8 protein-coding genes are annotated in these 13,160 nt (G+C 56.9%); all 8 read left to right on the top strand.

What is annotated here, in order from left to right:
- Positions 1-286 precede the first annotated feature (286 nt).
- Positions 287-3,928: a DUF1156 domain-containing protein gene (locus HQL63_09290; protein MBF0177026.1), complete on the top strand. Its 3,642-nt coding sequence runs from the start codon at positions 287-289 to the stop codon at positions 3,926-3,928.
- Between the two features lie 9 nt (positions 3,929-3,937).
- Complete coding sequence (locus HQL63_09285) at positions 3,938-4,987, top strand: AAA family ATPase (GenBank protein MBF0177025.1); 1,050 nt, start codon at positions 3,938-3,940, stop codon at positions 4,985-4,987.
- 1 nt (position 4,988) lies between these two features.
- The gene (locus tag HQL63_09280) at positions 4,989-5,516 is read left to right on the top strand and encodes a hypothetical protein (GenBank protein ID MBF0177024.1); all 528 of its coding nucleotides are present in this window, start codon (positions 4,989-4,991) and stop codon (positions 5,514-5,516) included.
- Between the two features lie 15 nt (positions 5,517-5,531).
- Positions 5,532-8,384, top strand: coding sequence for an ATP-binding protein (locus tag HQL63_09275; protein MBF0177023.1), 2,853 nt, complete (start codon positions 5,532-5,534; stop codon positions 8,382-8,384).
- Positions 8,385-8,437: 53 nt separating this feature from the next.
- Positions 8,438-10,342 carry a RecQ family ATP-dependent DNA helicase gene (locus tag HQL63_09270; protein ID MBF0177022.1) on the top strand — a complete coding sequence of 635 codons (1,905 nt, stop codon included), beginning with the start codon at positions 8,438-8,440 and terminating at the stop codon, positions 10,340-10,342.
- 157 nt (positions 10,343-10,499) lie between these two features.
- Positions 10,500-11,354 carry a 4-hydroxybenzoate octaprenyltransferase gene (gene ubiA / locus HQL63_09265; GenBank protein ID MBF0177021.1) on the top strand — a complete coding sequence of 285 codons (855 nt, stop codon included), beginning with the start codon at positions 10,500-10,502 and terminating at the stop codon, positions 11,352-11,354.
- A gap of 97 nt (positions 11,355-11,451) precedes the next feature.
- Entirely contained in the window at positions 11,452-12,753 is a 1,302-nt protein-coding gene (locus HQL63_09260; GenBank protein MBF0177020.1) for a diguanylate cyclase, read from the top strand.
- Positions 12,750-13,160: a hemerythrin family protein gene (locus HQL63_09255; protein ID MBF0177019.1), complete on the top strand. Its 411-nt coding sequence runs from the start codon at positions 12,750-12,752 to the stop codon at positions 13,158-13,160. Before HQL63_09260 ends, HQL63_09255 begins: the two co-directional genes overlap by 4 nt.

Here is a 13,160-nt window from a genome sequence, read left to right as displayed (position 1 = left end):
GATTCGAGTTTGGTAGGGCTGTGTGACCGCGATCAACCAAGAAGGGACACTACCTAAAAAAGAAACGCCCCCGTGCTGAGGCAAAAAAACCAGAACTGTCATAAGATTGACGATTAAAATCTTCTATTTCTGCAATTATTGCTCGATTCTTGTGCAAATTCAACGATATTTTTTGGTTGGCTTAGTCGTTGCCTGAGCTGGACCTGGGGTTTGGTTGCGGTGCATCGCTTTGCCGAAACCATACCGAGCGGGTATGCCCTGGCCAGCGGAAACAGGAACGTCTCACATGTCCATCAAAGCCCCCAAAAAACTCATCGAAGTCGCCCTGCCCCTGGACGACATCAACGTGGCGGCGGCACGGGAGAAATCCATTCGTCACGGGCACCCTTCCACGTTGCATCTGTGGTGGGCGCGGCGACCCTTGGCGGCGGCGCGGGCGGTGTTGTTTGCGCAGTTGGTAAACGATCCGGGTGGCGAGCGGGGTTATTCCAGTGGCAAGACCAAAGCCCAGGCCGATGCCGAGCGGGAGGAGTTGTTCCAGATTATCCGCGATTTGGTGAAGTGGGAGAACACCAACAACGAGGAGGTCTTGAACAGGGCGAGGGCGGCCATCAGAAAATCCTGGCGGGAGACCTGCGACCTCAACAAGGGGCAGCCGGGGTTTGATCCAGAAAAGTTGCCTGCTTTTCATGATCCCTTTGCCGGTGGGGGTTCCATTCCCCTGGAGGCGCAGCGATTGGGATTGGAGGCCTATGCCTCGGATCTCAATCCGGTGGCAGTGTTGATCAATAAGGCGATGATCGAGATCCCGCCCAAGTTTGCCGGACGTGCGCCGGTGTTTCCGGGAACACAGGCGTCTCGCCTGTCATTGGCGGACGAGACGTCCGCGCTCCCGGTAGATTGGCCGGGAGCGACAGGACTGGCCGAGGATGTACGCCGTTATGGTCATTGGATGCGGGAGGAGGCATTCAAGCGCATTGGTCATCTTTATCCGCAAGTAGAGATTACCGCTGATATGGCCAGCGAGCGACCCGACCTGAAAGGTTTGGTGGGTCAGAAACTCACTGTTATCGCTTGGCTCTGGGCACGGACGGTCAAGAGTCCCAACCCGGCTTTTTCCCATGTGGATGTGCCACTGGTTTCCTCTTTCGTGTTATCCACTAAGGAGGGCAAAGAGGCCTACGTGGAGCCGGTGGTGGATGGTGACCAGTTCCGCTTCCGGGTGAGGATTGGGAAGCCGGATCATTTTGATGAATTGAAGAACGGAACCAAACTTTCACGAGGGGCTAATTTTCGCTGCATATTGTCTGGAAGCCCTATTGAACCCAAATACATCTATTCCGAGTCCCAGGGAGGACGCATGGGGGATCGGTTAATGGCGATTGTGGCAGAAGGTCGTCATGGTCGTATTTATCTTGACCCGACAATCGACATGGAAGAAATTGCAAAGAAAGTGGAACCAGCTTGGCGACCAACAGTTGATATGCCAGAAAATCCACGTTGGTTCTCACCACCGATGTACGGCATGAAATCCTTTGGCGATCTTTTCACCCCCCGCCAACTGGTCGCCCTGACCACCTTTTCCGATCTGGTGCTGGAGGCGAGGGAGCGGGTGATTGCTGATTACCTGGGAGCGCGGGCGTCCCGCCCGCAAAAAGAATTCCATTCCCGTGGCTATCTACCCCATTGGGAAGCTGGAAAAACCCCACAATCCATCTCGTTTCGCCTTCATGACAGCCTACCGGCATCGTTGTTGTCACGTTGGAACGACGAACTCGCCCATTTGAATGACGACGAGCAACAACGCGAGCGTCGCAAGCGCATTGAAGCCGCTTTGGATGTCGGACATGGTGAGTGCTTGCTACGACAGCCGGAACTGGCCAGGATGGTGGAACAAGCATTATTACACTTCGATGGAACACGGTATCGGCTTCATGCCTGGGTTATCATGCCTAATCACGTTCACGTTCTCGTGACACCGTGGCATGGAAACAGTCTCTCATCCATTCTTCATTCTTGGAAATCCTACACAGCCAAAGAAGCCAACAAAATGCTTGGTAGAAAGGGGGCATTTTGGATGGAAGAATATTTTGATCGAGTGATTAGAAACGAAGACCATTTCAACACCGTTGTTAACTATATTCATTTAAATCCGGTCAAAGCTGGATTGTGTGAACATGTGGAAGAGTGGGGGTTTAGCAGTGCAGTTCAAGAGGGAAATAAGCGGGCGGGACGCCCGCGCTCCCAGGATGACGCTCTCCACCAGGACGACGCTCTCCACGAAAAAAATAAGCGGGCGGGACGCCCGCGCTCCCAGGGTGACGTACTCCACCAAAACGACGCACTCCACCCGGGAGCGCGGGCGTCTCGCCCGCATTCTCAAGACGATATACCTCTCGCTGATGGTGGCACCGGAGCTGCGGCTTATGGGGATGCGGTAGCGGTGTATTTGGGGATGGGAGTCAGCAAACTCACCGATGCTCAAAGCTCATTGGTTCGCTGGAGACCAAGTATGGATCAAGCAATTGGGACATTTGGCAGGCAAGCTATCCCAATGGTTTGGGATTATGCCGAATCCAACGTATTCTCGGGTATGGCTGGAGACTACACAACGTCATTAAATAATATGATAAGAGTATTAAATAAAAGTAATTCCAATTATTCAGCCAGGGTTGACCAACGAGATGCTCAAAATCAAACCATATCCACGGATAGAATTGTCTCGACTGACCCGCCATACTATGACAACATCGGCTACGCTGATCTTTCTGATTTTTTCTACGTTTGGCTGCGCCGTTCGCTAAAATCCATTTATCCCGAGTTGTTTTCTACATTGGCCGTGCCCAAAGCTGAGGAGTTAGTGGCCACGCCCTATCGTCATGGTTCCAAAGAGAAGGCCGAAGCCTTTTTCATGAATGGGATGAGCAAGGCCATTCACAATTTGGCTGAACAGTCCCATCCCGGTTTCCCGGTCACCATCTACTACGCTTTCAAACAGTCCGAAACCAAGGATAGCGGGACCACATCCACAGGTTGGGAAACCTTTCTGGAAGCGATCATTCAGGCCGGGTTTGGTATCACCGGCACTTGGCCCGTGCGAACGGAACGAGGGGCACGTTCCATTGGCATCGGAACCAATGCCCTGGCTTCCTCGATCATCCTGGTCTGTCGCAAGCGCGACAATAATGCCGCGACCATCTCCCGCCGCGACTTCCAGCGCGAATTACGGGATACCTTGCCAGAAGCCCTGGAGACCATGATTGGCGGCAAGGCGGGCACGGCACCCGTCGCTCCGGTGGACTTGACCCAGGCGGCCATTGGACCAGGCATGGGGATCTACTCGAAATATAGTGCCGTCCTCAACCAGGATGGCACCCCCATGCCGATTCACGACGCATTAATCCTCATCAACCGAGAAATTACCGACTTTCTGACCCCGGATTCCGGCAGCTTTGATAGCGATACGCTTTTTTGCTCCACCTGGTTTGATGAATACGGCTGGACAGCCGGACCTTTTGGCACGGCGGACACCCTCTCCAGGGCTAAAGGTACCAGCGTTGATGGGGTCCGAGATGCCGGGGTCATCGAATCCGGCGGTGGCAAGGTGCGGCTGCTGAGGTGGAAAGAATACCCGGACGCTTGGGATCCAAAACAAGATGACCGCACCCCTGTTTGGGGAGTCCTGCACCACTTGATCCACGCTTTGGATAAACAGGGGGAGTCGGAATCTGGTCGATTGCTGGCCCGTATGCCGGAACGCGCCGAGGCGATCCGCCAACTGGCCTACCACCTCTACACCCTGTGCGAACGAAAAAAGTGGGCCGACGACGCCCGCGCCTACAACGAACTGATCACCTCCTGGCATGGCATCGCCAGGGCCTCCCACGAGGTCGGCCACCTTGGAACTCAACTCACTTTGGATCTGTAGGATCCGGATATGATCAACCGATTGCAACTGACCAATTTCACGGTCTTTGAACAGGCCGACCTTTCCTTTTCCCCAGGCTTGAATGTGGTGGTCGGAGTCAACGGCACCGGCAAGAGCCATCTGCTCAAGCTGGCCTATGCGCTTCATGCCGTCAGCGCGGAAGAGGGGCGCAAGGGCATGACCGATGCCCCGACCAAGACAGCCATGCAGCCACGGTTGGCCGAAAAGCTGGTCCATGTCTTCCGGCCCGATAGCCTGGGCAGGCTGGCGCGCCGTAAGCAGGGCCGGGAACGTTGCGAGGTGGAAGCTGAATTTGCAGCTCCAGGCCGAAATATCGCTTTTGATTTTGCCTACCAGAGCAAGTCTGAGGTCAACATATCGCAATTGCCAACGGAGTGGGCTGACAAGTCGCCCGCCTTTTTCCCCACCCGGGAGTTGCTGACAATCTTTCCGAAGTTTGTCAGCCTTTACGAAGAACGGTATCTGGAGTTCGAGGAAACCTACCGCGATACCTGTCTGCTGCTCGGTGCGCCGTCCATCAAAGGATCCAGGGAATCTACCGTTCGGAAGCTTCTGACCCCACTGGAAGAAGCCATGGGGGGGAAGATTGTTCTCGACAAGACCGGGCGTTTTTATCTCAACCTGCCCGGGAAAGGGAACTTGGAAATGCCCCTGGTGGCTGAAGGGTTGCGAAAACTCGGCATGGTCAGCCGGCTGATCGCCACCGGTACCCTGCTGGACCAGGGGGTGCTGTTTTGGGACGAGCCGGAAACCAACCTCAACCCCCGTCTGATCCGCCTGATGGCCCAAACTATCCTGGATCTTTGCCGCAATGGCATTCAAGTATTCGTCGCCACGCACAGCCTGTTTTTGCTCAAGGAGTTCGATATCCTTCTGGCGAGCCAGCCCCAGCCTGGGGTCAGGACACGCTATTTCGCCCTCAACACCTTGGATGATGGCGTGACGGTGAGCCAGGGCGACAGCAGTGGGGATGTTGATCCCATTGCGGCCCTGGACGAGGAGCTGTTGCAGGCAGACCGCTACTTGGAAGGTGAATGACATGACGGCCATTACGGAAGGCAGACTGACATTCACCTTCCCAGGGCAATGGGATGCCGTGAAATATGATGATTGGTCGTTCTACAGGAACCAGTTCAATGGTTGTTGTGGCGGAACGAAGGCGGTGGACATCCTCGCTATTGGACACAATGGGGCTCAGCGACAAGGACGGACGCTATGGGTCATCGAGGTAAAGGATTACCGAATCCGCCCACGGACCAAACCCAGTGACCTGGGAGATGAAGTGGCCGCCAAGGTTCGCGATTCGTTGGCAGGGCTTGTGGCTGCTGCCAGGAATGCCCATGACTCCTCGGAAAAATCGTTTGCACGCTCTGCGTTGGCCTCTGCATCGCTGAGAATCGTGCTGCATCTGGAGCAGCCCGTCAGGCGCTCAAAACTGTTCCCCCGCCTGGTGGATCCGTCCAACGTGCAAATGAAGCTCAAAAGATTGCTCAAAAGCGTGGATCCTCGGGTTCGGGTTCTGGAGGTTGCGACCCATGCCCGTTCGGTTTCTTGGACTGTTGCCTGAATGGAGGCCTGAAAAATGACCATCACCCCTTGGCGTGGAATCGCCGTCCCCCATCAGGATATTCTCAAAGGCACTTTCCAGGAGTCCGAGTTCGCGGCGGATATCTCCCAGGTCCACCAAAACAAGGCGGCACAGGCATATCAGGATCCGGCGCCGTTTTTCTCCCGCACCTTCATCACCGAAGGGATGGCGTTGCTCCTGGACAGCGTCGTGCGGCGTCTGGCCGGGCAAGGCGGGGATCCGGTGATCCAACTGCAAACCGCTTTTGGTGGGGGAAAAACCCACACCATGTTGGCAGTCTACCATCTGGCTCGGGGCAAAACGCCTGCCAGCGACCTCCATGGCATTCCACCCTTGTTGGACAAAATCGGTGTTACGGGTCTGCAACCGGCCCGCATGGCGGTCATCGACGGCATCAACCTGAACGTTGCCAAACCCAAAACCCACGGCGCCGTCACCTGCCATACCCTCTGGGGGGAACTCGCGTGGCAGTTGGGCGGGGAGTCCTCCTACGCCATGGTCCGCAGCGCCGACGAGTCGGGAACATCCCCGGACAAAGACACGTTGATCGACATGCTGTCCCGGGTCGCACCCTGCGTTATCCTCATGGATGAACTGGTGGCCTTCTATCGGCAGTTTCAGGAAGGCAAGACCTACCCGGCGGGATCCTTCGAAACCAACATGACCTTCATCCAGGCCTTGACCGAGGGGATCAAATCGGTGCCCAGGGCGGTGCTGCTGGCCTCCCTGCCGGACTCTTCCCACGCGGGTGAGGGGCGCGGGCAAATCGTCCTGGCGCAGTTGGAGAACCACTTTCGGCGGATTCAAAAAATATGGAAACCGGTTTCCAAGGATGAAGCCTTCAGCATTGTGCGCCGTCGCCTTTTCGATCGTATCGAGGATCCGCTTGGCATGGAACAAAGTTGCCAGGCCTTTGCCGATTTCTACGTGGCCAACAAGGCCGATCTGCCCAACGAGACCCAGGAGTCACGCTATCTCGAAAGGATGCGGCAGGCCTACCCTATCCACCCGGAAATTTTCGATCGCCTCTATGAGGATTGGTCCACCCTGCAAGGGTTCCAGCGCACCCGTGGCGTGTTGCAACTGCTCGCCCAGGTGATTCATCGCCTGTGGAAGGATGGCAACAGCGACCCCCTGGTGATGCCCGGCGCCTTGCCGCTCTTCGATGCCGCAGTGCGCAATAAATGCCTGGATTATCTGCCCCAGGGTTGGGATCCGGTGATCGATCGGGATATCGACGGGGAAAAATCAAAACCAGCCGATATCGAGGGCGATGAAGCCCGTTTCGGAAAAATCCAGGCCGCCCGGCGGGTGACCCGAACCATTTTTCTCGCAACGGCCCCCGGTGCTGCCAGACAAACTTCCAGAGGCGTCGAACAAGGACGCATCCTGTTGGGGGTGGGACGACCCGATCAACCCCTGGGACACTACAAAGACGTTCTCAAACGTTTGTTGGACCAGCTCAACTATCTCAACGTCGAAAATGATCGGTTTTGGTTTGGTCTGACCCCAAACCTTAGACGGGAAATGGAATCCCGCAAACAGCGCTTCAAGGATCAGGAGGATGTGCTGCCGCTCTTGCGGGCAAGGATGGAAAAAATGGTCGGGAAAGGTGGCGTGCTGGGTGGCGCCCATGTTTTCACTCCAGGCTCGGACATCCCCGATGAATACGGATCAGGACCGCGCCTGGTCGTTCTGACCCCCTCGGTGAGTTATCACAAGGGCCACAAAGGGCCTGCCAATGCCGCCCTGGTCGCCGCCGGGGAGATCCTGCGCAAACGGGGTGATCAGCCACGGCAAAAACAAAACCGTATCCTGTTCCTGGCCGCTGACTACGATGTCGTCTCCCGGGTATGGGATCAGGGCCGAAACTATCTGGCCTGGAACTCGATTGTCCTGGATATCGAAAAAGAGCGTATCGTTCTGAACACCATTCAGGTCCGGCAGGCCAAAGAACAAAAAAAAGAGGCCGAACAAAGCTTGCAGCGCCTGCTGCGCGAGGCCTATCGCTGGCTGATCAACCCGCACGAAAAGTTTGTTCTCGGTAAACCTATCCTGGAGTGGGAGGTGGTTGCCATCTCTCCGACAGCGCCTGACTTGACCAAAGCCATCGAAGAAAAATCCGTTGCCGAGGAGTGGCTGATCAAGGAGTGGTCTCCGATTCATCTTGGGCACGTTCTGCGTCAATGGTATTTCAGGGCTGGCATGACCGAAGTTTCCGCCCTCAAGGTGTGGCAGGACACCTGCCACTACCTCTACCTGCCCAGAATGGTCAACGACGACGTCTTCAAGAAAGTCATGACCCAGGGCGTTGCGTCGCGAGATTTTTTTGGCTACGCGACCGGAATCGAAAGGGAGCGCTATCCCGGATTCGTTTTTGGGCAATCGGGTCCAACCCCATTGGACGCATCCGCCATCTTGATCGAACGGGAAACAGCAACACGCTATCAGGAAAAACTGCGCCAGGAACAGGAGACGGAAAAACAGAAAAAGAATGGCAACGCCTCTCCGAATGGGGATGACAAGAACCATGCGATCACTCCGTCGGTCGCTGGCCCATCGCGGTCAGGAGGGGCCAGTGGACAACCCGGGCAACCCCTTGCCCAACAACCCACCGTGAAAAAACATTTTTATGGCACGGTCAATCTGGATCCGATAAAAGCCAAGATCGATTTTGCCACCATCGTCGATGAAGTCGTTCAGCTATTCACCTCGCGCATGGGGATGGAGGTCAAAATATCCATAGAGATTCAGGCCACCGGAAAGGGTGGCTTCGATGCTGCCATCCAACGGACCATCAAGGAGAACTGTAACGTACTGCGGTTTGTATCCGCGGAGTTTGATTAAAACCCATGGACCCATCATCCCGACCGACCACTGAGAGCGACATCACCGCTTGCATGGAAAAAGTCTTTGGCTTCGCCCATTTCCGTGACGGACAACGCGCCGTCATCGAGAAATTACTCGCCACACGTTCGGTTTTGGCCATTTTTCCCACCAGCGGCGGCAAAAGCTTGTGCTACCAGTTGCCAGCATTGCTGCTGGATGGCCTGACCCTGGTCATTTCGCCGCTGATCGCCTTGATGAAAGACCAGATCGATTTTCTCATCAGTCGGGGGGTGGCAGCCGCCCGCCTGGACTCCACCCTGGATGGCGAACAATCCCGGCAGGTGTTTGCCGCCCTGACCGCCGGAGAGATCAAACTGCTCTACATATCACCGGAACGTCTCGGCAATGAACGATTTTTACAGTCGCTCAAACGATGGCGGATCGCCCTGCTGGCCGTGGACGAGGCCCACTGCATCAGCGAGTGGGGCCACAACTTCCGGCCCGATTATCTGAAAATCGCCCAACTCGCCCGCACCCTGGGCATCCCCCGCATCCTGGCACTGACCGCCACCGCCACCCCTCCCGTGGCCCGCTCCATCTCGGAGGCCTTCGCCATCGCCCCCGATGATGTCGTCCAGACCGGTTTCTACCGCTCCAACCTCTTTCTGCGCGTCACCCCGGCCCCGGAGGATGAGGACAAACGCCAGCAACTGCTCCTGCAACGTTTGCGCAGCCAACCCCCGGAACCGGCGATCGTCTATGTCACCCTGCAACATACCGCCGACAAAGTGGCCCATTTTCTCTCCGAACACGGCCTCAAGGCCCTCGCCTACCACGCCGGCATGGATGCCGAAAACCGGCATCGCGTGCAGGATCGCTTCATGGCCGCCAACGATACCATCGTCGTGGCCACCATCGCCTTTGGCATGGGACTGGACAAATCCAACATTCGCGCCATCTATCACTACAATCTGCCCAAAGGATTGGAAAGCTATGCCCAGGAGATTGGCCGCGCCGGTCGCGACGGATTGACCTCCCACTGCGAATTGCTGGCGTGTGCCGAGGACAGGGTCGTCCTGGAAAATTTCACTTATGGCGACACTCCCACCGACACAAGCATCGCCTCCCTGGTCCAGGAACTGTTGGGCCTTGGCACCTTCTTTCACGTTTCCATCCAAGAGCTTGCAAACCGCCATGACATCCGGCCCGTGGTCATCAAAACCCTGATGACCTATCTGGAACTGGAGGGAATCATGCAAGCCACCGGTCCGTTCTACTCCCTCTACCGGTTTCAACCCCGCAAATCATCGGCTGAGATTCTGGCCCGCTTCAATCCCCAACGGGCGGCCTTTCTGCGGGGGGTGTTCCGCCAGGCCCAAAAAAAGATCAAATGGTTCACCCTGGATGCCCATGAGACCAGCCGGGTCTTGCAGCAGCCGCGTGACCGGGTCATCGCTGCCCTGGAGTATCTGGCGCAACAGGGGGATATCGAGTTGGAAAGCATGGGAGTGCGGGAAGGATTCCGCCTCCTGCGCCTCCCCAACGACCAGGAATCACTCTGGAAATCCCTCCATGCCCGCTTCATGAAACGGGAGGAACTCGACATGGCGCGTGTCGCCGCCATGTTGGCGTTCGCCAGCCACACACAATGCCGCACTCAACATCTGCTCGCCTATTTTGGCGAGACCCACGACGCCTGCGGTCATTGCGACCGCTGCTGCTCCCCCGGGGAAAAACCCGTCACCATTCCCGCGCCACGCCCACAAACCCTGGGCGCCGCTGCGGTCAGGCAGGTGCTCTCCCTGCGCGACGAACAATACCCGTCCCTGTCCCACCCGCGTCAGGTTACCCGGTTCCTCTGCGGTCTCGCTTCGCCAGCCACCACCCGGGAGCGCCTGCGCCACCACCCCCTGTTCGCTGAATGGAAAAATATCCCTTTTTATCAGGCCCTTCTCTTTGTGGAAGAAAATTGGTAACTACTCAGCACCCTTGCAAGAAAAGCTTTGATATGAAAGCCTTGGTCAGGGCTTCGCCCCGAACCCCACCAGGACTCTGTCCTGGACCTGCCAGGGAGCCAGCCCCCTGGACCCCGATTCGTTGTTGCCGGGTGGTGAATCGTTACGAAAATTGGTCATGAAGAGATCCATGGTTCTGCTCCGTGAAATGCTCCTCTTGATGCGGGTGGATAAACCCATCGGCACTTGGCTGCTTCTGTGGCCCTCCTGGTGGGCCTTGACCGCAGCCGCACCCCACGACCCGGATGGGTTCCTCTACCTGATTTTTGGTGTGGGAACCTTTTTGATGCGTTCCGCCGGTTGCGTGGCCAACGATCTGGCCGACCGCAACTTCGATCCCCATGTCGAACGCACCCGCGAACGACCCCTGGCCGCCCGGCGCATAGGTATCTGGCCGGCGCGTCTGCTCCTCCTGGTTCTGCTGCTAGGCGCATTCGCCCTGGTTCAACTGTTGAACACCCTGACCATCCAACTCTCGTTCGTTGGCGCCGGGTTGGCCCTTTTCTATCCGTACACCAAACGATTCATGCACCTGCCCCAGTTCGTCATGGGCGCCGCCTTTGGCTGGGGCGTCATCATGGGGTGGGCCGCCGCCAGCAACGCCACACCCCTCGCGGCCTGGCTCACCTTTGCCGCCACCCTGACCTGGGCGGCGGGCTATGATACCATCTATGCCATGCTGGACCGGGAAGATGATCGCAAGATCGGCGTCAAATCGACCGCCATCCTGTTTGGACGCCATGACCGTCTTGCCGTGGCCCTCCTCTATGGCATCACCCTGCTGTTGCTGCTGTGGGTTGGGCAATCCCTGCACCTGGGATTTTTTTTCCACACCGCCCTGCTGGCCGCCCTGGGCCATATGTCCTGGCAGTTATACACCCTGCGGGAGTACCATCGACCCAAGGTATTCCGCGCTTTTCTCAGCAACCGCTGGACCGGCCTGATCATTCTGGCCGGTTTTGCCCTGGGATAGCGATCTCCCCACGGTTGTGGCGCGTCATCGAAAGACGCCTCACGGCAACCGTGCCGCTTTCATCCTTGCCAACCTCTTGCCAAAGCAAAAAACCTACATGGCGCCTCCATTCGAAGTTGAAAAAATTCTCCTGTTGGAAGATTCGCGGCTCCTCGCCAGCACCCTGAAACGGGAAATGGAAAAACACATCTCCTGCCAGGTCACCACAGTCGCCACCTTCCAGGAGGCCAAATCTCTGGTTCATCAACCTGCGCATGGGTTCACCCTGGCCGTGTTGGATCTTACCCTTCCCGATGCGACGCAGGAGGAGATCGTGGAATTTTTCCGCGGGCTCTCCATACCCTGCATCGTCATGACCTCCCGATTTGACGAAGCCCTGCGGGAGTACGTCTTTGCCAAGGGAGTCATCGATTTTGTCCTCAAGGATGGCCCGGCCAGCCTGGAATATCTCTTCTCCCTCCTCATGCGCCTGCATCGCAACCGGGAGGTGCAAATCCTGATCGTGGACGACTCCCGCTCCGCCCGGGAACATATGAAACGCCTTTTGCACAAACACCATTTTCAGGTTCTGGAGGCCCAGGACGGTGTGGAAGCGCTGAGCATCCTCAACCAACACGACACCATCAATCTGGTGGTGACCGATTACACCATGCCCAACATGGATGGTTATGAACTGACCCGGCAGATCCGCCAAAAATGGGGCAAGGATCAACTGGCCGTCCTCGGCATCTCCTCGGTTGGCGCCCATGTCCTCTCGGCCCGTTTCCTCAAGATCGGCGCCAATGACTTCCTCGGCAAACCGTTCCTGGAGGAGGAGTTTACCTGTCGGGTGACCCGCAACGTGGAAAACCTGGAGCGGATCCGCGCCCTGGAAGAGGCCGCAGTCCGGGATGTCCTGACCGGTCTGCACAATCGGCGTTTCCTGCGCGACGTGGGCACACAGATGTTCTCCTCCGTACAACGCGGAAAATTGACGCTCTGTGCCGCCATCCTGGATGTGGACTTTTTCAAAAAAGTCAACGACACCTACGGCCATGACGCAGGCGATGCCGTTTTGCGCACCATGGGCGGCATCTTGCGACGTCATTTCAGCAACAAGGATATTGTGGCCCGCGCCGGAGGAGAAGAGTTCTGCATTTTGGTGGCCAACCAGCCGGAATCAGCCCTGCAACAACTTTTTGAAAACCTGCGTACCATCATCCAGAAGACCACGATCACCCATCAGGGCGTCGCCATCCCCATCACGGTCAGCATCGGTGTCTCGATCCACAAAACCGACACCCTCGATGAACTGATCAACCAGGCGGATGCGGCACTCTACACCGCCAAACAGAATGGCCGCAACCGCGTCATTTTCCATACTCCCGAGGCCCCCACAAGCAAGGAGTCCACCACGTGACCTCATCTCTGTGGGATGAAAAATACGCCATCGGGATCGAATCCATCGATCAACACCACAAGGGCCTGGCCCAGGCCCTGGATGACCTGGTGGTGGCCGCCCTCTCCCAGGAAGAGAAAAAGGTCCAGGAGATCTTTCGCTCGGTCGGCCAGTATGTCGATGAACACTTCCACGAGGAGGAAGCTCTCATGGAACAGGCCAGCTACCCCGATCTGGAAACCCACCGCCTGCTGCATGACCAATTCCGGGTCAGCTTCCACAAAATTATCCAGGACTTTATGGCTGGCAAGGTGCCCGAAACCGTGCTCGCCTTACAGCGCGCCCTCTATGGCTGGCTGTTCCAACACATCTATCACGTGGACCAGGAGTATCGGCCCTGGGTGGAGCAGATGAAAAACAAAGGGTAA

The organism is Magnetococcales bacterium (genome assembly GCA_015231175.1).
Classification (GTDB): domain Bacteria; phylum Pseudomonadota; class Magnetococcia; order Magnetococcales; family DC0425bin3; genus HA3dbin3.
This window is presented reverse-complemented; position numbering and strand designations above follow the sequence as displayed.